The 21,432-nt window shown below is 43.0% G+C and carries 19 protein-coding genes; 17 read left to right on the plus strand and 2 right to left on the minus strand.

Going from position 1 to position 21,432, the window contains the following annotated elements; all coding sequences use genetic code 11:
• Positions 1–126: 126 nt before the first annotated feature.
• Positions 127–4,599 carry a translocation/assembly module TamB domain-containing protein gene (locus tag DWY57_RS07815; RefSeq protein ID WP_119961592.1) on the minus strand — a complete coding sequence of 1,491 codons (4,473 nt, stop codon included), beginning with the start codon at positions 4,597–4,599 and terminating at the stop codon, positions 127–129.
• Positions 4,600–4,803: 204 nt separating this feature from the next.
• Here DWY57_RS07815 and tsaD point away from each other — a divergent pair, with 204 nt between their 5' ends.
• From tsaD to DWY57_RS07900, 17 genes are all read left to right on the plus strand, one after another.
• Positions 4,804–5,826, plus strand: a complete 1,023-nt coding sequence (gene tsaD, locus DWY57_RS07820) for a tRNA (adenosine(37)-N6)-threonylcarbamoyltransferase complex transferase subunit TsaD (protein ID WP_119961543.1) — start codon at positions 4,804–4,806, stop codon at positions 5,824–5,826.
• A gap of 15 nt (positions 5,827–5,841) precedes the next feature.
• Positions 5,842–6,309 (plus strand): CinA family protein, encoded by a 468-nt coding sequence (locus tag DWY57_RS07825; RefSeq protein WP_117600870.1) that lies wholly within the window; start codon positions 5,842–5,844, stop codon positions 6,307–6,309.
• A gap of 121 nt (positions 6,310–6,430) precedes the next feature.
• Positions 6,431–6,691, plus strand: coding sequence for a 50S ribosomal protein L28 (gene rpmB / locus DWY57_RS07830; RefSeq protein WP_004291052.1), 261 nt, complete (start codon positions 6,431–6,433; stop codon positions 6,689–6,691).
• A gap of 20 nt (positions 6,692–6,711) precedes the next feature.
• Entirely contained in the window at positions 6,712–6,900 is a 189-nt protein-coding gene (gene rpmG / locus DWY57_RS07835; RefSeq protein WP_002560155.1) for a 50S ribosomal protein L33, read from the plus strand.
• Positions 6,901–6,914: 14 nt separating this feature from the next.
• On the plus strand, positions 6,915–7,073 hold the full coding sequence (locus tag DWY57_RS07840) for a DUF4295 domain-containing protein (protein ID WP_005827735.1): 159 nt from the start codon (positions 6,915–6,917) through the stop codon (positions 7,071–7,073).
• Positions 7,074–7,240: 167 nt separating this feature from the next.
• Positions 7,241–8,200 carry a signal recognition particle-docking protein FtsY gene (gene ftsY / locus DWY57_RS07845; RefSeq protein WP_005827738.1) on the plus strand — a complete coding sequence of 320 codons (960 nt, stop codon included), beginning with the start codon at positions 7,241–7,243 and terminating at the stop codon, positions 8,198–8,200.
• The gene (rimO, locus tag DWY57_RS07850) at positions 8,197–9,495 is read left to right on the plus strand and encodes a 30S ribosomal protein S12 methylthiotransferase RimO (protein ID WP_117964557.1); all 1,299 of its coding nucleotides are present in this window, start codon (positions 8,197–8,199) and stop codon (positions 9,493–9,495) included. Before ftsY ends, rimO begins: the two co-directional genes overlap by 4 nt.
• Before the next feature lie 78 nt (positions 9,496–9,573).
• Positions 9,574–9,846 (plus strand): HU family DNA-binding protein, encoded by a 273-nt coding sequence (locus DWY57_RS07855; RefSeq protein ID WP_117600868.1) that lies wholly within the window; start codon positions 9,574–9,576, stop codon positions 9,844–9,846.
• 27 nt (positions 9,847–9,873) lie between these two features.
• The gene (locus tag DWY57_RS07860; RefSeq protein WP_117600867.1) at positions 9,874–11,055 is read left to right on the plus strand and encodes an HU family DNA-binding protein; all 1,182 of its coding nucleotides are present in this window, start codon (positions 9,874–9,876) and stop codon (positions 11,053–11,055) included.
• Positions 11,056–11,249: 194 nt separating this feature from the next.
• A complete protein-coding gene (locus tag DWY57_RS07865; RefSeq protein WP_057256497.1) occupies positions 11,250–12,245 on the plus strand; it encodes a MoxR family ATPase in 996 nt (331 codons plus the stop codon).
• Positions 12,246–12,412: 167 nt separating this feature from the next.
• Positions 12,413–13,282 carry a DUF58 domain-containing protein gene (locus DWY57_RS07870; protein ID WP_005827747.1) on the plus strand — a complete coding sequence of 290 codons (870 nt, stop codon included), beginning with the start codon at positions 12,413–12,415 and terminating at the stop codon, positions 13,280–13,282.
• 7 nt (positions 13,283–13,289) lie between these two features.
• Positions 13,290–14,369, plus strand: coding sequence for a hypothetical protein (locus tag DWY57_RS07875; RefSeq protein WP_057097896.1), 1,080 nt, complete (start codon positions 13,290–13,292; stop codon positions 14,367–14,369).
• Between the two features lie 95 nt (positions 14,370–14,464).
• Positions 14,465–15,448 (plus strand): VWA domain-containing protein, encoded by a 984-nt coding sequence (locus DWY57_RS07880; RefSeq protein ID WP_005827750.1) that lies wholly within the window; start codon positions 14,465–14,467, stop codon positions 15,446–15,448.
• An 80-nt stretch (positions 15,449–15,528) separates the two neighbouring features.
• Positions 15,529–16,557 (plus strand): VWA domain-containing protein, encoded by a 1,029-nt coding sequence (locus DWY57_RS07885; protein ID WP_119961544.1) that lies wholly within the window; start codon positions 15,529–15,531, stop codon positions 16,555–16,557.
• The gene (locus DWY57_RS07890) at positions 16,554–17,267 is read left to right on the plus strand and encodes a tetratricopeptide repeat protein (protein ID WP_087333147.1); all 714 of its coding nucleotides are present in this window, start codon (positions 16,554–16,556) and stop codon (positions 17,265–17,267) included. The genes DWY57_RS07885 and DWY57_RS07890 overlap by 4 nt, the downstream gene beginning before the upstream one ends.
• A gap of 21 nt (positions 17,268–17,288) precedes the next feature.
• Positions 17,289–19,136: a BatD family protein gene (locus DWY57_RS07895; protein WP_119961545.1), complete on the plus strand. Its 1,848-nt coding sequence runs from the start codon at positions 17,289–17,291 to the stop codon at positions 19,134–19,136.
• A gap of 10 nt (positions 19,137–19,146) precedes the next feature.
• A complete protein-coding gene (locus DWY57_RS07900) occupies positions 19,147–19,992 on the plus strand; it encodes a tetratricopeptide repeat protein (protein ID WP_119961546.1) in 846 nt (281 codons plus the stop codon).
• A gap of 142 nt (positions 19,993–20,134) precedes the next feature.
• Here DWY57_RS07900 and DWY57_RS07905 read toward each other — a convergent pair whose 3' ends face one another.
• Complete coding sequence (locus DWY57_RS07905; RefSeq protein WP_119961547.1) at positions 20,135–21,298, minus strand: IS4 family transposase; 1,164 nt, start codon at positions 21,296–21,298, stop codon at positions 20,135–20,137.
• Positions 21,299–21,432: the final 134 nt, after the last annotated feature.

Genomic DNA, 21,432 nt, shown 5'->3' on the forward strand with positions numbered 1-21,432 from the left:
ATGCCTATACTATCGTAGAGTGATGGCTACACCTTTAGGTACAAAGGGTGTAGCCATTTAAAATGCTGTATTCGGGCCTATTTGCTTATTCTAAAACCTTCAATGTGGACAGTAAGAACGTCAATCTTACTTTTGCTCCCTTTTCCGTTTTGATTGTGCCTCGGGCATCTGCTGTTCTGTGTTTATTTTATCAGTGGATAGGGTATCTTGCTTTATTTCTTGTTCCTTTCTCAGCCGCTTGAGTTTCCATCTGTTCCAGAAAAGGAGCTCACTCCATTTGTTGAAATCCTTTTTGAAGATAATGCCAATACCTTGTGTTGTCAGATTTGTCCGGGTGTAGTAGCGGTCGTTCGTTTCGTTGTACGCTTTCAGGCGGATGTCTCCGGAACGGTTGACGAGCCATTCCGCTTCAAAGTCTCCCACAAAATTGGTATTTGCCATCGGATTATCACGATAACCCAAATTACCATTGATAAGTAGTCGGTTATTCAATAATTGTCCTGAAAGCATAGTCTCGAACTCCATGTCTGTCCAGCCTCTTTCACCGGTACTGAAATTGGTGCCGAAGTTCCAGTTATTGACATCGAGAATGTTCGATAAAGCGTTATTCAACTGTCCGGAAAGGGTGGATGAAACAACACTGGACATCATATTCGAATTCTGGGTGGCTCCTAAGTTTTCCGGGGTATAGAACTTGCCGATAGCCAACAGATAGAGTATCTGCATGTTCATTTGCTCGTCGGTAGGAATATAGTTACGGACAATGGCCTGCACTTCATCGCGTTCGTTGGGCAGTTCGATGTCGAATTTTACATCAGGTGAGGTCAATTGTCCGGTAAGGTCCATCATACAGTTCACTTTTACATTTGTCTGGCTGATGTAGCCGGAGGTTGCCTCGTTGGGCATTAGGTCATTTAAGGATGCTGAGTTGACCGTATAACCTGCTTTTATGTCCAGAGTGGCATCCAGTGGCGAGCCGTTGAATGTAATGGAACTTCCATCCCTGATAATAAAGTCCTTTCGGATAACCTCTTGCAGACTGAATTTATAGACTCCCTGGCTTATCCGGTAACTGCCAAACATCTTTACATCTCCTTTATTGAAGAACTCAGTACGGATATTTCCAGTTCCCCGTCCACTGATATAGTCGCCAGCGATAGGGTCCATGATAATCTTCATGGTAGCGTCGGGAGTGGCGTCTATCAAGAGATTCAGCCGGATATCAGTGTCGCTCTCTCTTTCTTCCTCGATTTCCTTTTGGGCAATTTCGTAGTCGGAAAGGCGGATAGAGTCTTGTACGGCACGGCGTGGTGTCTTGTCCACAAATTTGATGAACTGGTTGCTGACTGCTGTAGATACGTTATCTTTTATATAGGTAAAGGTAGTGTTGCGATTGGTAGTCATTGCAACATCAATGTTAACGCCATCTTGGGCATTACCGGCAATAGTGGCATTTCCCGTACCGTAGACGGTGCCGTAGAAGGGATAGTCCGGTGATTCTTTGGTATTCATCACCAGCATGTCGTTGACATTGAAATTGAAACGGTACTCCAGGTTCTTAAAATGCTGATAGTGCAGATAGCCGCTCATACTTCCTTGATGCCCTTGCGTGTCGAAAATGCGGTTGTTGCGGAAGGTCAACCCGCCGGGCTCGATGTAGATGCTGTCTTTGACGGAGAAAGTGGTGTTGAGCACGTCTACCTTCATAGAAGCATCGCCGAATACACGCCCTTCCATGGTGAGAGCCTTGAATTTGCCATAGAAATGTACATGGCCGGTAGCACGTCCGTTGAATTCGGGCGTGATGCTACTCATATAATGATGTATAAACTTCAAGTTGGTACCGTCCGCTTCAATTTGGAGATCCAATGAACTAGTGGGCTTCAAAGGATAGATATAGCCATACACATGGCTTTTGGCAATATCTTTCTCCCGGATATGGGCATCCAGATAGATGCCCTTCACGTCGTGGTGCCATTCTCCGTGTATGTTGGCATCACCCAGCAAGCCTTCGTTCAATCCGAGGTTGCGGATAAACAAGTCGGTGCTCATGACGGGGTTTTCCAATACTCCGCTGGCGAAAGCCGGACCGGTAGCTTCTCCTTTGAAATTGACTCCGAGGTCTGCAATGTCGAACACATAACCGATGTTGATTTCCTTCAAATCCAGACGTACTGTATCTTCGGGTTGTGGTGAAACGATACCATTGATACGCAAGTGCCGGTCTTTATGGCTGAAGTAGAAATCATTGACATACACTTTGCCGGAGTCGAGTACTACTTGGGAAGGATGTATATCCCACAGCGTATCGTTCAGTATCACGTTGGTGGGCTGGACATCAATGACGGTTTTTAAGGGGGGAAGTTTCCTCTTGCTTTCATTCGCTTCGTTCTGTTCACGGATGAAGTGGGCGACGGCGGCGAGTTTCCCGCTGTAGGTTACAGTGCTACTGTTACCCCAATTCAGCGTGGTCTGTATGTTATTGTTCCGGGCTTGCGCTTCTAAAGCTATATTGACAGCGCCGTTTGATTTGCGGTTGCTGAAGCGTAGGCGTGTATGGAACTGGTCACCGGGATTCTCGCAAAGGAACATTCCGGATTCGATGAATTTGTTTCCATAACGGAGACGGGGAAAATAGCCTTCTACGCGGAGCCGCTGTGCCTTGTCATTGAAGTATCCCTTAATGGTGGAATGGGTATATACTTTTACCGGAATCTGAAAGACGGTGGAGAACAGTTCCGTATTGTAAATGTGCATGTCAAAATGGAAATTGTTCTCTGTCTCTATGGGTTTCTTGTCTGGCAGAATCAAGGCGGGGATATAACGTCGCATGATATTCAGTACACTGGCAGGCAGGGTACGATAAGAGTAGTCACCTTCTATGCTACCTTGGAGAAAGTTGGATTGGATGGTCAGCCGTTTCTGGCCTTCGCTTTCTCTTATGGCAGATATCTTCAGATTGTCCAGGAAGTATTGTGTTTCCGGAGCTGCGAATAGTAAGCTGTCAACGTTGATTTCACCGTTCATCTCGTCAATGGAACCGCCGGTGAAGTCTGCCTTGACTTTGACTGATATTTCCGTATCTTCATAGTTGGGTGTAAGATGTAGGGCATGAGGACGAAATTTGTCGATGCTTGCCTGAAAGTTGAAAGTCGGTACCCGACTGGCGGTATTGATGGTGCCGTTCAAAATAACAGAACCATTGGTGTCATCCAAGGCGACTTTTCCCGTGAAGCCTCCCTGCTTGTATTCTCCATCTAGGGTGATATTTTCGTAATTGTAGTCGCTGTAATCAATGGAGGCAACCAGCCCTTTCAGCAGTACGGACGGGTATTGGTTTTCGTAATGGTTGCTGTTGACATCTAGATTGAAAGTTACTTTACCCAGTTTCTTGTTGCCCAGCATCTTGCCCAGCTCAAACTCTTTGGTTTTCACTGCACCGGAATAGGCAAAATAACCTTTATCTTTGTTAGAACTTAGTTTTACGTCAGTTTGGATGGTTCCGATGTCAGTGCGTACTTGTCCGTAAGTTACGAGGTCTGTGAAGTAGCCCGAGACTTCTCCACGGAAGGAAACCGTTCCTAAGTGTTGCAGGACGGGAGGTACTCCATTGTAGTTCTTGCTGAAATTCCGGACAAAGAAGGCAATTCCTTCCGGGTCTGCGTACAAATTGGACAAATTACCGAATACATAAGCATTTTCCGGATGGGAAAGGTCTTGTAGAGATACGTCTCCCCTCAGATAAAAATGATTTCCGACAGAGACGGAAAGGTGCGGGCAATTCAGTTGATTGATGGTGCCGTCCGTCTGTACCTCTACTTGCAATTTTTCCTTGAAAGAACCAAAAGCCGGAACAAAAGCCGATAAATCCTGCAAGGCGATTTGAGAGGGCAGCAAATGGAATGAGAAACGGACATCTTGGGCAAGATTGTCAAACACCCCCAGACTGTCATAATCCATGTGTATAGTATCCATTGCCAAAGAGGTGTTGGGGAGGTCGATAGCGAAATTTTCGATTTTCATCCGTTGGTCATTGCCGATAACCTTTAGACTTAGTTTCTTCAATTCAAATCCGGAATGTTCTTCTTCGATGCTCAGACGCTTGATGGCGGCATTGATAGAATCATTTTGTAATGCTTTTAGGGAGATGTTTGCAATAATGTTACGTAAACGGAGATGCTGTGGATTGAATTTTCCCGGAGTCTCTTTCTCGGACAGCACATCATACGAAACCTTTCCGCGGCGTATCAGTAAGGAATTGATACGGAGATCCAGGTTGTTTTTCTTTTGAACTGTATCTTTGGATGCGAATGCGTCGAGTACAAACTGAAAATTAGGTTTATCCTTGGGAGTCTGCTTGCTTAGATTGATGTTAAAGCCGAACAATTGTATGTTACTAATGGATATTTTGCCGCTGAATAGGGGGAGAATATCGAATTTGGCAGAAAGACGGGTCACTTTCAGCATTTCCTTGCCGGATTGGTCGTCCAGGAGCAGGTCGTCGATGATGATGCGGTTCAACAATCCTATGTTTATTCGCCCGATGGAAATCTTGCTGTCCAGTATGGAAGCCAGTTCATTGGCAACAAATACAGACATTTGTCGCTGAACAGATGGAATGTTCAGCAACAATATGGTACCAATGTACAATCCCAATACAATACCGAGTACCCAGCGTACTGTTTTTTTTAGCTTTCTGATAGGCGGTTAATTTTTATAATCAGCCAACAAAAATATGAAATAATACGTTATGAATCGTACTTTTATCACTACTTTTGCAGCGTTTAAACGTAAATAAACATTATGAGTACAATAATCTTGGGAATAGAATCTTCTTGTGATGACACTTCTGCAGCTGTCATCAAAGATGGTTATCTGCTTTCGAATGTGGTGGCCAGCCAAGCTGTGCATGAAGCATACGGTGGGGTAGTGCCTGAACTGGCTTCCCGCGCGCACCAACAAAATATAGTTCCGGTAGTGCATGAGGCATTGAAACGCGCCGGAGTAACCAAAGAGGAATTGAGTGCTGTGGCCTTTACGCGTGGACCGGGATTGATGGGATCATTGTTGGTGGGGGTATCTTTCGCCAAAGGGTTCGCCCGTTCATTAGGCATTCCAATGATTGATGTTAATCATTTGACTGGTCATGTGTTAGCTCATTTTATTAAAGCAGAAGGTGAAGATAATGTGCAGCCGGGATTTCCTTTCCTCTGCTTGCTGGTTTCCGGTGGAAACTCACAGATTATCTTGGTGAAAGCCTATAACGATATGGAAATTTTGGGGCAGACTATTGATGATGCCGCCGGTGAAGCCATTGACAAATGCTCAAAGGTGATGGGATTAGGATATCCGGGTGGTCCAATTATTGACAAGCTGGCTCGGCAAGGTAATCCTAAAGCCTTCTCGTTCAGCAAACCGCATATTCCAGGGTTGGATTATAGTTTTAGCGGACTTAAGACCTCGTTCCTTTACTCTCTGCGCGACTGGATGAAGGACGACCCTGATTTCATCGGACATCACAAGACGGATTTGGCGGCATCGCTGGAAGCTACCGTCGTAGATATCTTGATGGATAAGTTGCGCAAAGCCGCCAAGCAATATAAAATAAAGGAAGTGGCTGTTGCCGGAGGTGTTTCTGCCAATAATGGATTGCGTAATGCTTTCCGTGAGCATGCCGGGAAGTATGGTTGGAAAATATTTATTCCGAAGTTCAGCTACACAACGGATAACGCTGCCATGATTGCCATTACCGGATATTTCAAGTATATGGATAAAGATTTTTGTCCGATGGAAGCACCTGCTTATTCACGGGTAACTTTAAGATAATATATATAATAAGGTATGAAGCTGGAAGAAAAGGTAGGAGAGCTGCTGAAAGCAAAGAAATTGTCCCTTTCCACCGCAGAAAGTTGTACGGGTGGAGGAATTGCCGCTCTGATAACTTCCGTTCCTGGCAGTTCGGAATACTTTAATGGTAGTATAGTGGCGTATTCCAATGAAATAAAGATGTCTTTGTTGCATGTATCTGCCGAAACATTGGAAAAATATGGAGCAGTAAGTCGTGAAACTGTTACAGAAATGGTGAAAGGTGCGATGAAAACGCTGAAAACAGATTGTGCAGTGGCTACTTCCGGTATTGCAGGTCCTGGAGGTGGGACTTCGGAAAAACCGGTGGGTACGGTGTGGATAGCTGTTGCCTATAAAAATGAAATCGTTACCATGAAGCAGGAGGGAGACGAGGGAAGAAAGGGAAATGTGGAAAAAACAATTCAAAATGCCCTTTTGTTGCTTTATGAGAAGCTGAAATGAGGAAAAAATGCTATCGTACAGTGAATTATTTTAAGAAAAACTTGTTTGGTAACGATAAAAGTGCTTACTTTGCGCTCTGTTTGAAATAGGCAAAAAAGAAAACTATAAAATTAAGATAGAAATGTCAAAGATTTGTCAAATTACCGGAAAGAAGGCCATGATTGGCAACAATGTTTCACACTCAAAGAGAAGAACGAAGAGAACCTTTGATTTGAACTTGTTTAACAAGAAGTTCTACTATGTAGAGCAAGATTGCTGGATCAGCCTTAGCATTTGCGCTAATGGTTTGCGCATTATTAATAAGAAAGGACTGGACGCTGCTTTGAAAGATGCGGTAGCTAAAGGTTATTGTGATTGGAAAAGCATTAAAGTTATTGGCTAAAGTAGAGGAGAATACTGATTATGGCAAAGAAAGCAAAAGGTAACAGAGTACAGGTGATTCTGGAATGCACAGAACACAAGGATAGCGGTATGCCGGGTACTTCTCGTTATATTACGACGAAGAACAGAAAGAATACCACAGAGAGATTGGAGTTGAAGAAATACAACCCGATTCTGAAGAGAGTGACAGTACATAAAGAAATTAAATAATAAATCTATAACTTATGGCAAAGAAAGCGGTAGCAACCTTGCACGAAGGAAGCAAAGAAGGACGTTCTTATACAAAGGTTATCAAAATGGTGAAGTCTCCTAAGACTGGTGCTTACATCTTTGATGAACAGATGGTCCGTAATGAAGATGTTCAGAACTTCTTTAAGAAATAAGATGAATACAGTGGCTGTAAAGCGCTGATGACTTATAAAGATCCCCTTGTCGGTATTTCCGGTAAGGGGATTTCTTTTTAAAAAGAGGACGAAGTTTTTAATATTCGTCAGTTTTGTTATATCTTTGCAGGGAATGCGAAAACAGGTTGCATAAAAATAATTAGTGTATGGGATTTTTTAGTTTTTTCTCCAAGGAAAAAAAGGAAACATTAGATAAAGGATTATCTAAGACCAAAGAAAGTGTATTTGGCAAGATTGCGCGTGCCGTGGCAGGAAAGTCAAAAGTTGATGATGAAGTATTGGATAATCTGGAAGAGGTGTTGATAACTTCGGATGTGGGCGTGGAAACGACACTGAAAATTATTGAACGTATCGAAAAGCGTGCAGCAGCCGACAAATATATGAATGCCACTGAGTTGAATCATATTTTACGTGATGAAATCGCAGCGTTGCTTACAGAGAATAATTCGGAGGATGTGGATGACTTTGAAGCACCGATTGCGAAGAAACCATACGTCATTATGGTAGTGGGCGTCAATGGTGTAGGGAAGACTACTACGATTGGCAAACTGGCTTATCAGTTCAAGAAAGCCGGAAAGTCTGTTTATCTGGGTGCTGCCGATACTTTCCGTGCTGCTGCTGTGGAGCAGTTGGTGATATGGGGTGAACGGGTAGGTGTGCCTGTTGTGAAGCAGAAAATGGGTGCTGACCCGGCTTCTGTCGCTTTTGACACACTGAGTTCCGCAACTGCTAATAATGCCGATGTGGTAATTATAGATACGGCAGGACGCCTTCATAATAAAGTCGGTTTGATGAATGAACTGACGAAAATCAAGAATGTGATGAAGAAGGTTGTCCCTGATGCTCCGAATGAGGTGTTGCTTGTGTTGGATGGCTCAACCGGGCAGAATGCATTCGAGCAAGCCAAGCAGTTCACTCTGGCAACGGAGGTTACGGCAATGGCTGTTACAAAGTTGGACGGAACAGCCAAGGGTGGCGTAGTCATCGGCATTTCAGACCAGTTTAAAATTCCGGTTAAATATATTGGATTGGGTGAAGGCATGGAAGATTTGCAGGTGTTCCGTAAAAAGGAATTTGTTGATTCACTGTTCGGGGAGAATGCATGAAACGGAAGACTATAGATATCATTACTTTAGGATGTTCTAAAAACCTGGTGGATTCGGAACATTTGATGCGCCAGTTGGAGGAAGTGGGATTCCATGTGACACATGATGCGGAAAGGCCGAAAGGGCAGATTGCCGTGATCAATACTTGCGGTTTCATTGGTGACGCCAAGGAGGAATCCATTAATATGATTCTGGAATTTGCGCAGGCCAAGGAGGAAGGAAGCTTGGAGAAGCTTTATGTAATGGGCTGCCTTTCGGAACGTTATCTGAAGGAATTGGCCGTTGAAATTCCCCAGGTGGATAAATTCTATGGTAAATTCAATTGGAGAGAGTTATTGCAGGATTTGGGAAAGGCCTATCATGACGAGTTGCACATAGAGCGTACATTGACCACTCCAAAGCATTATGCCTATTTGAAGATATCCGAAGGATGTGACCGTAAATGTTCTTATTGCGCTATCCCTATCATTACGGGGCGGCATGTGTCGCGCCCGATGGAGGAGATACTTGACGAGGTGAAGTATCTGGTTGCACGGGGTGTAAAGGAATTCCAGGTTATAGCCCAGGAGTTGACCTATTACGGAGTAGATTTATATAAGAAGCAAATGTTGCCCGAGCTTGTTGAGCGGATTTCGGATATTCCCGGAGTGGAGTGGATACGCTTGCATTATGCTTATCCGGCACATTTTCCGACTGATTTATTCCGTGTGATGCGTGAGCGTGACAATGTATGCAAATATATGGATATTGCCTTGCAGCATATCAGCGATAATATGCTGCAAAAGATGCGCCGTCATGTGACGAAGGGTGAGACATATAAGTTGATAGAGCAATTCCGTGAAGAGGTTCCCGGTATCCATCTCCGTACTACACTGATGGTGGGGCATCCGGGAGAAACTGAAGCCGATTTTGAGGAGCTGAAAGAGTTTGTCCGTAAAGTGCGTTTCGATAGAATGGGGGCTTTTGCGTATTCGGAAGAAGAAGGAACGTATGCCGCTGCTGAATATGAGGATTCTATTCCCCAGGAAGTGAAACAAGCCCGCCTGGATGAGTTAATGTCTATTCAGCAAGGCATTTCAGGGGAGTTGAGTGCGGAGAAAGTAGGCAGGCAGATGAAAGTAATCATTGACCGGCTGGAAGGCGAATATTATATTGGACGTACAGAATTTGATTCTCCCGAAGTGGATCCGGAGGTTTTGATTGAGCGTGGAGACAAAGCGTTGCATATAGGTAACTTTTACCACGTAGAGATAGTAAATTCCGATGATTTCGACCTTTTTGGGCGAATAATTTAAAGATTTTTCCTTATCTTCTTGCTTATGTGAAGAAGATTTGCTAATATAGCACCGTAGTTCAATTTAAAGGCTTACATTTTGAATAACAAAGAGTTTACTTCTGAATTATCGCGGAGGTTAGGATACACATTGAAAGATACTTCTGAGCTGGTTGCTTCATTGCTGTCGGATATGGCACGGCAGTTGGAGGAGGGGAATATTATCTCTATACAAGGGTTCGGTACATTCGAAGTGAAAAAGAAGGCAGAACGTATATCTGTGAATCCGACTACAAAGCAGCGTATGCTGGTACCTCCTAAATTGGTGTTGACTTATAAGCCGAGTACATTATTAAAGGATAAGTTTAAGTAACCGGCTTTTAAAAAAATCTCCCGTATTATGAATGAGAAACTGAACATACAAGACTTGATTGACACGCTGGCTGAAAGGCATGGCATGAGCAAGAAGAATGCGGATAGTTTTGTGAAAGAATTCTTTCAGCTGATTGAGGAGTCATTGGAGAAGGATAAGTATGTGAAGATACGAGGTTTGGGGACTTTCAAACTGATAGATGTCGGGAGTCGTGAAAGCGTTAATGTGAATACGGGGGAAAGGTTTGAGATACAAGGGCATACAAAAGTGTCGTTTACACCGGAACCGGCCTTGAAAGATATTATCAATAGACCATTTTCGCATTTTGAAACTGTAGTTTTGAATGACGCTACGGTACTTGAGGATACCCTGCAGGAAAATGACAGTGAAGATGATGAAGATACTGAAATCAAAACTCTGGAACAAGAGGTGGAGGAGAAGGTTACCTTAGTGGAAGAAGCTACGATAGAAGAACCTTTGGTGGAAACTGTAATAGAAGAGCCGTTAATTGAGCCCGAACCGGCAGTTGAAGAGGAGAAACCGGAAAAAACGGAACCTGAAGCAATGCCTGAAAATATAGTTGCTGTTGAGCCGGAACCGTCTGAGCCAGTGATAAAAGATATGGCAGATTCTTCGACTATGAAATATTTTATAGGCATCGTTGTTTTTGTAGTGTTGCTGTGTGGTGGTGCCGTAGCTTTCATGTATTATCCGGACTTGCTTGACGCACTTACTGCAAAGCCTCTTGTAGAAGAAGTTGCAGACTCGGATGTGAGGGAATCTGTTACTGAAAAGGTGGAGGTTCCTGCCGGTCAAGACAATATTGCCTTGACAGACAGTATTGTTTCAAAAGATGTTGTAGCTCCTGCTCGGATAGATACTGTGGCAGAAACTGTTGCTGCAACAACTCCTACGCTTAAAAAAACTCCAAAGGAAAATGTACAAGTACAGTCTCCCACTCCTAAAAAAGAGCAAAAAAAGACAGTTGTACCGTTTGAACCGGATTCTGTGGGGTATACGATTGTGGGAACAGAAACCACTTATACCATCAAGGAAGGGGAAACGCTGACTAGGGTAGCGCTTCGTTTTTATGGAACAAAAGCTCTTTGGCCTTATATCGTGAAGCATAATCCCGGTGTAATCAAGAATCCGGATAATGTGCCTTATGGTACTACTATCAAGATACCAAAATTGGCCAAGAAGCAGTAAAAAATTACTGCTTCTTTTTTTGTTAAATACTAAACTCTATGAAAGTAGTTTAATCTAAAGGTTTCGCATAGTTTTTTAATAAAAATTAGTTGGTATGGTTAATTTATTCCCGTACTTTTGGGAGCGAAAAAAATAATTACCGGTTCAAAACCGGATAAATGAGGAAATTAAACATTAAAAAAATAGAATGATTTATGGCTGAAACAATTGACATCCGCGAACTGAATGAGCGGATTGAAAGACAAAGTGCTTTCGTTACCAATCTTACCACAGGTATGGACCAGGTCATTGTAGGACAAAAGCATCTGGTAGAGTCGTTGTTAATTGGTTTGTTGTCCGATGGACACGTGTTGTTGGAAGGTGTGCCCGGTTTGGCAAAGACTTTAGCTATCAAGACGCTTGCTTCGTTGATTGATGCGCAATACAGCCGCATTCAGTTTACGCCAGACTTGTTGCCTGCCGACGTAATAGGTACAATGGTTTACAGCCAGAAGGATGAAACGTTCCAAGTAAAAAAAGGTCCGGTCTTCGCAAATTTTGTTTTGGCTGATGAAATCAACCGTGCTCCCGCCAAAGTACAGAGTGCTTTGCTGGAAGCCATGCAGGAACGTCAAGTTACTATCGGCAATGAAACTTTCGGGTTGCCCAAACCATTTTTGGTGCTTGCCACGCAGAATCCTATTGAGCAGGAAGGTACTTATCCGCTGCCCGAAGCGCAAGTGGACCGTTTCATGCTGAAAGTTGTAATTGACTATCCGAAGCAGGAAGAGGAGAAACTGATTATTCGCCAGAATATCAATGGAGAGAAGTTCAACGTGAAGCCAATCTTGAAGGCTGACGAGATTATCGAAGCCCGCAAGGTGGTTCGCCAGGTATATCTGGATGAGAAAATCGAAAAATATATTGTCGATATTGTATTTGCTACTCGTTATCCGGAAAAATACGATTTGAAAGAGCTGAAAGACATGATTGGTTTCGGCGGTTCGCCCCGTGCCTCCATCAACTTGGCCCTGGCTGCCCGTAGCTACGCGTTCATCAAGCGTCGCGGTTATGTCATTCCGGAGGATGTGCGCGCTGTGGCACACGACGTACTTCGCCACCGTATCGGCTTGACTTACGAGGCGGAAGCCAGCAATATGACATCTGATGAAATCGTCAGCAAGATACTGAACAAGGTTGAAGTGCCCTAACGCATAATAGAGGTTTTCGTAAACTTGAGGTTTACAATCCAATACCTGAGGTTAGCGTCGTAAACCTTAGGGTTGAGTACCGAAAACTTCACCCCTTTTCATAGGGAAGTTTCTGTTATAAACTAAATTGCGCTTGTGTGCTTAAATGAGATTATTAAAATAAATCAATGGAAACAACAGAACTTTTGAAGAAAGTCCGTCAGATTGAGATAAAGACGCGCGGACTGTCCAACAATATCTTTGCCGGGCAGTATCACTCTGCCTTCAAGGGTAGAGGTATGGCATTCTCCGAGGTGCGCGAGTATCAGTTTGGCGATGACATACGCGACATTGACTGGAATGTGACCGCCCGCTTCAACAAGCCTTACGTCAAGGTGTTTGAGGAGGAGCGCGAATTGACAGTGATGTTGTTGGTAGATGTTTCCGGTAGTTTGGAGTTCGGTACGGTAAAGCAGATGAAGAAGGATATGGTGACGGAAATTGCCGCTACACTGGCATTCTCTGCCATTCAGAATAATGACAAGATTGGTGTCATCTTCTTTTCGGACCGGATTGAGAAGTTTATTCCGCCCAAGAAGGGACGTAAGCATATACTTTACATCATCCGCGAACTGATAGATTTTCATGCGGAAAGCCGGAGGACGAACATCCGTTTGGGATTGGAATATCTGACGAATGTGATGAAACGCCGTTGCACGGCATTTGTCTTGTCCGACTTCATCGACCAGGAAAGTTTCAAGAACGCCATGACCATTGCCAATCGTAAGCATGACCTGGTTGCCGTTCAGGTGTACGACCGTCGTGTGGAAGAATTGCCACCCGTGGGACTGATGAAGATTAGGGATGCCGAGACGGGACATGAGCAGTGGATTGACACCTCCTCGCGTGCCGTGCGCCGTGCCCATCATGATTGGTGGGTGAACAAGCAGGCGGAATTGAATGAAACGTTTACCAAGAGTAATGTCGACAATGTGTCGGTACGTACCGACCAGGATTATGTCAAGGCATTGATGAATTTGTTTGCGAAACGAAATTAATCGGAAAATGAAAAGATATTTATTTCTGATAGCGTTATTGATAGCATGGTCGGGAAGGGTAGTAGCCCAGTCGGTAACGGTAGATGCTACGATTGACTCTTTGCAGATTCTTATTGGAGAGCAGGCAAAGATAAAGCTTCAAGTATCTCTGGATGCCGATAAGCGTGCCATATTCCCGGTATATACCGATACGCTGGTGAATGGGGTTGAAATTATTGATGTGGCCAAGCCGGATACGCAACTGCTGAATGATGGCCGGCGTGCATTGATAACTCAAGAGTATACAGTTACCTCTTTCGACTCGGCTCTTTATTATCTGCCGCCTATGGAAGTGACAGTGGATAATGAGAAGTATCGCTCCAAAGCGTTGGCCTTGAAAGTATATTCGGTGAATGTCCCGTTAGACCCGGAGAATCCGGAACAGTTCTTCGGTCCCAAAACAGTGATGCAAGCGCCTTTTGCCTGGGAAGACTGGTATGGTCTTATGGCTTGTGGTGCGCTGATTATCCCGATAGGGATATTACTTGTCTATCTGATAATGCGCTTCTTCGACAATAAGCCTATTATCCGTAAGGTGAAGGTAGAACCTAAGCTGCCTCCCCATCAGTTGGCTATGCAGGAGATAGAACGTATCAAGAATGAGAAGGTATGGCAGAAAGGGGAACCGAAGGAATATTATACGGAATTGACCGATACTCTTCGTACATATATAAAAGACCGTTTTGGTTTCAATGCTTTGGAAATGACTTCTACGGAAATCATAGATAAGTTGCTGGAAATGAAAGATAAGGAAGCAATATCGGATTTGCGTGAATTGTTCCAGACTGCTGATTTGGTGAAATTTGCCAAGCATAATCCATTGATGAACGAAAATGACGCTAACCTGATTAATGCCATTGACTTTATTAATGAAACCAAGGAGAAAGAAGAGGAGAATGCCAAGCCGCAGCCTACGGAGATTACCATTATCGAGAAACGTTCTTTGCGTACCAAGATTTTGCTGGGAACGGGTATTGTAGTGTTGGCTGTAGCCCTTGTCAGTTCATTGATATATATCGGATTGGAGTTGTATAATTATTTTGCTTAATACAGGAAAAGTGACTTCAATCGGATATACATGAGTGAAAAGTGAGGGATGTTTGGAGCGAAGCTGAATTGTAAATCGTTAAATCGTACATAAATATGGTTTTTGCCAATATTGAATATTTATTTTTGCTGCTGTTGCTTATACCTTATATAGTATGGTATATTATGAAGCGGAAGAATAGTGAAGCTACGCTTCAGATTTCGGATGCCCGTGTGTATGCCCATACCCCTAAAAGCTATAAGAACTATTTGTTGCATGTACCGTTTGTATTGCGGATAATTGCCTTGATACTGATTATTCTTGTTTTGGCACGTCCGCAAACCACCGATAGCTGGCAGAACAGTGAGATTGAGGGTATTGATATCATGCTTGCTATGGACGTTTCTACCAGTATGCTGGCCGAAGACCTGAAACCTAACCGGTTGGAAGCGGCGAAGGATGTGGCGGCAGAGTTTATTAACGGACGTCCGAATGACAATATAGGTATAACTTTGTTTGCTGGAGAAAGCTTTACGCAATGTCCGTTGACAGTAGACCATGCCGTATTGTTGAACTTGCTTAAAGATATGAAGTGCGGGCTGATTGAAGACGGAACGGCAATCGGTATGGGTATTGCCAATGCCGTTACCCGTTTGAAGGATAGCAAGGCAAAGTCGAAAGTCATTATTCTGCTGACGGACGGTGTCAATAATAAAGGTGATATTTCTCCTTTGACGGCTGCTGAAATAGCCAAGAGTTTTGGCATTCGCGTTTATACTATTGGGGTAGGAACCAATGGTATGGCTCCTTATCCTTATCCGGTAGGCGGAACAGTGCAATATGTCAATATGCCCGTCGAAATTGATGAAAAGACTTTGACACAGATTGCCGGAACAACGGAAGGTAACTATTTCCGTGCCACCAGCAACTCGAAGTTGAAGGAAGTGTACGAGGAGATAGACAAGCTGGAGAAAACAAAATTGAATGTAAAAGAATACAGCAAGCGCCAGGAAGAGTACCGCTGGTTTGCGTTGGCTGCTTTCTTGTGCGTATTACTGGAGGTACTGTTACGCAACTCTATATTGAAGAAGATACCGTAAAAACGGAGAATGTCTTTTAGTGTATCAGTCATTGCGTAGCCAAATTGTAAATTGTAAATTGCTAAATTGTAAATAAAAAGATGTTTCGATTTGAAGAACCTGCATATTTGTACTTGTTGCTGCTGCTGCCTTTATTGGCGGCCTTCTACTTGTACTCCAATTATCGGAGGAGGAAAGCCATTCGTAAATTTGGTGACCCTATACTGATGGCACAGCTAATGCCGGATGTTTCCAAATACCGTCCGGATGTGAAGTTTTGGTTGGTTTTTGCGGCTATCGGGTTGTTCACGGTACTGCTGGCACGCCCGCAGTTTGGTTCCAAACTGGAGACGGTAAAACGCCAGGGAGTGGAAGTGATGATTGCGTTGGATATATCCAATTCCATGCTGGCACAAGACGTACAGCCAAGCCGCTTGCAGAAGGCAAAACGGCTGGTGGCGCAGTTGGTAGATAAGATGCAGAATGACAAGGTCGGTATGATTGTTTTTGCAGGTGACGCATTTACCCAGTTACCTATTACGAGTGATTATATTTCTGCCAAGATGTTTTTGGAGTCCATCGACCCTTCGCTGATTTCCAAGCAAGGTACGGCAATTGGAGCTGCAATAAATCTGGCTGCCCGGAGTTTTACACCTCAAGAAGGAGTGGGACGTACTGTTATTGTCATCACCGACGGTGAAAACCATGAAGGTGGTGCCGTAGAAGCTGCTAAGGCTGTTGCAGAGAAAGGTATCCAGGTCAATGTATTAGGGGTAGGTATGCCCGAGGGTGCCCCCATTCCAATAGAGGGTACTAATGATTATCGTCGTGACCGTGAAGGTAATGTAATCGTTACTCGCTTGAATGAGCAGATGTGTCAGGAAATTGCTCAGGCAGGAAATGGTATTTATGTGCGCGTAGACAATACCAACGGTGCACAGAAAGCGATTAGTCAGGAAATCAACAAGATGGCAAAGGCAGATGTGGAAACACAGGTGTACACGGAATTCAATGAACAGTTTCAGGCAGTGGCATGGATTATTCTGCTGTTGTTACTGGCTGAGATGTTGATATTGGAGCGCAAGAATCCTCTGTTCCGCAACATTCATTTATTCTCTAATAAGAAATGATGCGTATGTTACAGAAAAAATATATTGGAATAGTTTTGCTGCTGTTAGTGGCAGTTTCAGCTTCTGCACAGAAGGCGGAACGCGATTATATCCGTAAGGGAAACCGTTTTTTTAAGGATAGCGTATATGTGGATGCAGAAGTGAACTATCGGAAGGCTTTGGAGGTAAACCCGAAGTCAACGGTTTCCATGTTCAACTTGGGAAATACATTGACCCAGCAGAACAAGCTGCAGGAAGCGATGGAGCAATATGTGGGAGCTACCAAGATAGAAAAGGACAAATCGAACTTGGCACAGATTTATCATAATATGGGAGTCATCTTTCATTCTCAGAAGGATTATGCAAAGGCGGTAGAAGCCTATAAGGAGTCGTTACGCAATAATCCGAAAGATGATGAAACGCGCTATAACCTTGCTTTGGCACAGAAACAGTTGCAAGACCAGCAGCAGAACCAGGATCAGAATCAAGATCAGGATAAACAGGACCAACAGAAGGAGCAGGATAAACAGCAGGATCAGCAGAAAGACCAGCAACAGAATCAAGACCAGCAACAACAACAACCTTCTCAGCCGGAAAAGAAAGATAATGAGATGTCTAAGGAAAATGCCGAACAGCTGTTGAACTCTGTCATGCAAGACGAGAAGGATGTGCAGGATAAAGTGAAAAAGCAGCAGGTACTTCAAGGAGGTCGTCTGGAAAAAGATTGGTAACAAACATAATAGGAATAATATATGAGAAAAATAGTTTTCTTATGGATAGCACTGATTGCAGCCAGTATGAATGCCTTTGCCGATGGCAAGGTATCGTTTACTGCGTCTGCTCCTGACGCTGTGGCGGTAGGAGACCAGTTCAGACTGTCGTATACGGTGACTACACAAAAGGTAAGGGATTTTCGTGCTCCTTCTATGAAGGGATTTGATGTGTTGATGGGGCCCAGCCGCTCGCAACAGAGTAGCGTGCAGATGATTAATGGGCAGACGACTTCAACCAGCAGTATTACATTCACTTATATTTTAATGGCGACTGCAGAAGGTGATTTTACCATTCCAGGAGCCACTATCACTGCTGATGGTAACCAAATGGTTTCTAATTCTGTACGAGTAAGGGTTCTTCCGGCAGATCAGGCTACCAATGGAGCATCCTCAGGAAATGGTGGCGGACAGAGCAGTGGCACTGCCAGCCGCGCTTCTTCCGGGACATCTGTATCGAATAGTGATTTGTTTATTACAGCTACTGCCAGTAAGACGACGGTGTATGAACAAGAAGCATTCCTATTGACATATAAGATATATACCTTGGTGGACTTGCGTATGTTTGACAATGTGAAGTTGCCCGACTTCAAAGGATTCCATTCTCAGGAAGTGGAACTTCCTAATGACAGAAGATGGGGATTGGAGCATTATAAAGGTAGAAATTATCAGTCTACAATCTATCGTCAGTTTGTGTTGTTCCCACAACAAGCCGGTAAGTTGACGATTGATGCTGCACGCTTTGACGCTTCCATTGCAAAGGCTACACAAGTTGCTGATCCGTTCGAGGCATTTTTCAATGGAGGAAGCAATTACGTAGAAGTTAAAAAGACAATTTTGACTCCGCAATTGACGATTGACGTAAAACCCTTGCCAGTAGGTAAGCCAGCTGATTTTTCTGGAGGAGTGGGAGAGTTCAATATAACTTCTTCTATCAATAGTACAAATGTCAAGACCAATGATGCCGTTACTGTCAAACTTGTCATCTCTGGTACCGGCAATCTGAAGTTGCTTTCTAATCCGGAAGTCAAATTCCCCGAGGATTTTGAGGTATATGATCCGAAGGTGGACAATAAATTCCGTCTGACAAATTCGGGCCTCTCCGGTAGTAAGGTCATTGAGTATCTGGCAATTCCCCGTAATGCGGGAACTTATAAGATTCCTGCCGTAAAGTTCAGTTATTTTGATATTAATTCCCGTTCGTATAAAACGCTGACTACGGAAGAGTATGAATTGCATGTGGAAAAGGGAGCAGGTAATGCAGCTCAGACCATTGCAAACTTTACAAGCAAGGAAGACTTGAAAGTATTAAACGAGGATATTCGTTTTATCAAGCAGAATAATGTCACTTTGTCTCCCAAAGGTGATTTCTTCTTCGGTTCGTTGACGTATTGGTTGCTTTATTTGATACCGGGTATTGCATTCATTACATTCTTTATCATCTATCGTAAGCAAATAGCAGCCAATACAAATGTAGCAAAGATGCGTACTAAGAAAGCCAATAAAGTGGCGGTGAAACGTATGAAACAAGCTGGTAAATTATTGGCCGAGAATAAGAAAGACGCATTTTATGATGAGGTTTTGAAGGCTCTTTGGGGGTATATCAGTGATAAACTGAACATTCCGGTATCCCGTTTGTCTAAGGATAATATCGAAGAGGAACTTCGTAATTATGGTGTGAATGATGCGTTGATAAAGGAATTCCTCGATGCATTGAACAACTGTGAGTTTGCCCGCTTTGCTCCGGGTGATGATAACCAGGCTATGGATAAGGTATATTCAGCTTCTTTGGAAGTTATCAGCAAAATGGAAAACTCGATAAAACATTAATCAGGAGGAAATGGTAATGAATAGAATATTGTTTTTTACTCTTAGTCTAGTGATGGCAATTACTGCCTATGGGCAGAATCCTGCATCTGTAGATACATTACAGACTGGTAGTGACTCTACATCCGTCGGTTCACATGCGGAATTCTCTGCTGCAAGACAAGAAAGCAATGTGACAAAGGCTGAAGGTGACAGCGCCTATATACGGAATGATTATGCTTCTGCCATTCAAATATATGAGAATCTGTTAAAGAAGGGAGAGGCTGCAGAGGTCTATTATAATCTTGGCAACAGTTATTATAAGGCAGATGATATAGCAAAAGCTATATTGAATTATGAGCGTGCCTTGTTGTTGGAACCTGGTAATGCTGATATTCGTGCAAATTTGGAAATAGCACGTTCTAAGACAATCGATAAGGTAATCCCAGTTCCTGAGGTTTTCTTTGTATCTTGGACTAAATCGTTGATTAATTGTCTTAGCGTAGATGCATGGGCTAAGTTGGGGATTGTGTTCTTTGTACTATTACTCGTTTCATTCTATCTCTTTTTCTTTTCAAAACAGATTATGGGGAAGAAAGTGGGATTTATTGCAGGAATAGTATTCCTGGCTCTTGTTATATTGAGTAATGTGTTTGCTGCTCAGCAGAAAGGCGAACTGATGGAACGTAGTGAAGCTATAGTGTTAGCACCTAGTGTCACAGTGCGTAGTACTCCCAGTGAAAGTGGTACAAGTCTGTTCATTCTTCATGAGGGACGTAAAGTTGAAATAAAAGACAACTCTATGCGTGAATGGAAAGAAATTCGTTTGGAAGGCGGTAAAGTAGGGTGGGTTCCAGCTTCCGCCATAGAAGGTATTTAAATTTTCCCTATATTCTAAAAACAGCTCGTATAAGCCCGATAATTCTGCTTTATACGAGCTGTTTCTGTATGTTTTTAGGAGCTTTTTCTTCGTATTTATAATTCTGTATACTTCATTAGTGTCCCATTAAAATTGGGACGAATTAAAAATTAAACAAACTTGGCCCATTTGGTCCGAATCGTTCTTTGTCATTTTGAAATTTAGTTTTATTAAAGAGGTCTCTCAGATAAGTCTTATCAGTCAATGAGATGCTCAGTATTTGTAACACTTCATATGTACTTCTGTCCAGTTGCATATCGTGTTGAATGATTGCCACCAAACAGTAAGCGCATATAGCAGCATATATCTGTATTCGAACAGCATTCTCTGTAGTTCCCCAAAATCTTTTGATTTTAAGGTGCTGCTTGAGCCATTTGAAAAACAGCTCTACCTGCCAGCGATTTTTATAAAGTTCAGCAACTTGAAGCGCAGATATATGCATCGCATTGGTTATGAATATAAATTCTCGTTCTTGTTCTTCATCCCAATATTTAACCAGCCTAAGTGGCTCTGGGTAATATTGTTTAGGATAGAATCCTGTCAGAAGTACACTCGCGTCTGAAAGCACATTCTTAGGCAGCCTACGTTTCCATTGGATGGATTTGTACCCGAGATTCTTTTTTGCTCTGACAACAAAGTAGGCTTCAATTTGATGAATTTTATACAGCATTTTGAAGTTGCTATAACCGCGGTCAAAGATGTAATAAGAGCTTGGTTCATAAGGAATTTCAATCATGACTTTAGAATCGTGTACGGATGCTTCCGTGATATGAAAGAATGCAGGAATCTGTGTTTCCACATCATATAATGTATGCACTTTAGTACCACCTTTCTTTTTGCGGAATTTTGCCCACCAAAAGACTGAAAGGCACAGGTCAATAGTTGTCGAATCGAAAGCATAAACGTTACCGCCAAGTTTGAAAATATGATTAGCACACTTTTGTCGTGCTTCGCTAACTAGGTAGTAAGCATATTCTTCAAAGATGTGATAGTCTCTATCTTGATTTGCTCTTGCCAGCGATGACTTTGATACATTTTTACCCATTCCTAAATGATAACATTTGGAATGATGAGCTTCAAGAGCAACTATCAAATCTCGCAGACTTTCACGATTAGAAAGTTGGCCAAATATCAAAGCAAGTAGTTGATTCCAGCAGGTGAAGTGCTTCACATATTTATCGCCATCATACTTGGTGACTATGCGGTTAAACTTACTTCGATTCAGAAATGAAGCCAATTGAGCGAAAACGTATTTGTCTTGGAACATATGCCATCGGATTAATCTGATGCAAAGCTACAAATTCAAGTCCGTTCGCTCGGAGAATAGCTGTAACTAACTAAATTTCAAATATTTCAAAGAACTCTTTTAGATTTTAATGGGACAGTAATGTGTATACTTAA

Source organism: Bacteroides sp. AF25-5LB, assembly GCF_003602965.1.
In the GTDB taxonomy this organism is placed as follows: domain Bacteria; phylum Bacteroidota; class Bacteroidia; order Bacteroidales; family Bacteroidaceae; genus Bacteroides; species Bacteroides uniformis.

What these genes read in the sequence shown, in the direction of transcription:
- DWY57_RS07815 (WP_119961592.1), bottom strand. Translation starts at nt 4,599, where the DNA reads ATGTCTGTATTTGTTGCCAATGAACTGGCTTCCATACTGGACAGCAAG.
- tsaD (WP_119961543.1), top strand. Translation starts at nt 4,804, where the DNA reads ATGAGTACAATAATCTTGGGAATAGAATCTTCTTGTGATGACACTTCT.
- DWY57_RS07825 (WP_117600870.1), top strand. Translation starts at nt 5,842, where the DNA reads ATGAAGCTGGAAGAAAAGGTAGGAGAGCTGCTGAAAGCAAAGAAATTG.
- rpmB (WP_004291052.1), top strand. Translation starts at nt 6,431, where the DNA reads ATGTCAAAGATTTGTCAAATTACCGGAAAGAAGGCCATGATTGGCAAC.
- rpmG (WP_002560155.1), top strand. Translation starts at nt 6,712, where the DNA reads ATGGCAAAGAAAGCAAAAGGTAACAGAGTACAGGTGATTCTGGAATGC.
- DWY57_RS07840 (WP_005827735.1), top strand. Translation starts at nt 6,915, where the DNA reads ATGGCAAAGAAAGCGGTAGCAACCTTGCACGAAGGAAGCAAAGAAGGA.
- ftsY (WP_005827738.1), top strand. Translation starts at nt 7,241, where the DNA reads ATGGGATTTTTTAGTTTTTTCTCCAAGGAAAAAAAGGAAACATTAGAT.
- rimO (WP_117964557.1), top strand. Translation starts at nt 8,197, where the DNA reads ATGAAACGGAAGACTATAGATATCATTACTTTAGGATGTTCTAAAAAC.
- DWY57_RS07860 (WP_117600867.1), top strand. Translation starts at nt 9,874, where the DNA reads ATGAATGAGAAACTGAACATACAAGACTTGATTGACACGCTGGCTGAA.
- DWY57_RS07865 (WP_057256497.1), top strand. Translation starts at nt 11,250, where the DNA reads ATGGCTGAAACAATTGACATCCGCGAACTGAATGAGCGGATTGAAAGA.
- DWY57_RS07870 (WP_005827747.1), top strand. Translation starts at nt 12,413, where the DNA reads ATGGAAACAACAGAACTTTTGAAGAAAGTCCGTCAGATTGAGATAAAG.
- DWY57_RS07875 (WP_057097896.1), top strand. Translation starts at nt 13,290, where the DNA reads ATGAAAAGATATTTATTTCTGATAGCGTTATTGATAGCATGGTCGGGA.
- DWY57_RS07880 (WP_005827750.1), top strand. Translation starts at nt 14,465, where the DNA reads ATGGTTTTTGCCAATATTGAATATTTATTTTTGCTGCTGTTGCTTATA.
- DWY57_RS07885 (WP_119961544.1), top strand. Translation starts at nt 15,529, where the DNA reads ATGTTTCGATTTGAAGAACCTGCATATTTGTACTTGTTGCTGCTGCTG.
- DWY57_RS07890 (WP_087333147.1), top strand. Translation starts at nt 16,554, where the DNA reads ATGATGCGTATGTTACAGAAAAAATATATTGGAATAGTTTTGCTGCTG.
- DWY57_RS07895 (WP_119961545.1), top strand. Translation starts at nt 17,289, where the DNA reads ATGAGAAAAATAGTTTTCTTATGGATAGCACTGATTGCAGCCAGTATG.
- DWY57_RS07900 (WP_119961546.1), top strand. Translation starts at nt 19,147, where the DNA reads ATGGTAATGAATAGAATATTGTTTTTTACTCTTAGTCTAGTGATGGCA.
- DWY57_RS07905 (WP_119961547.1), bottom strand. Translation starts at nt 21,298, where the DNA reads ATGTTCCAAGACAAATACGTTTTCGCTCAATTGGCTTCATTTCTGAAT.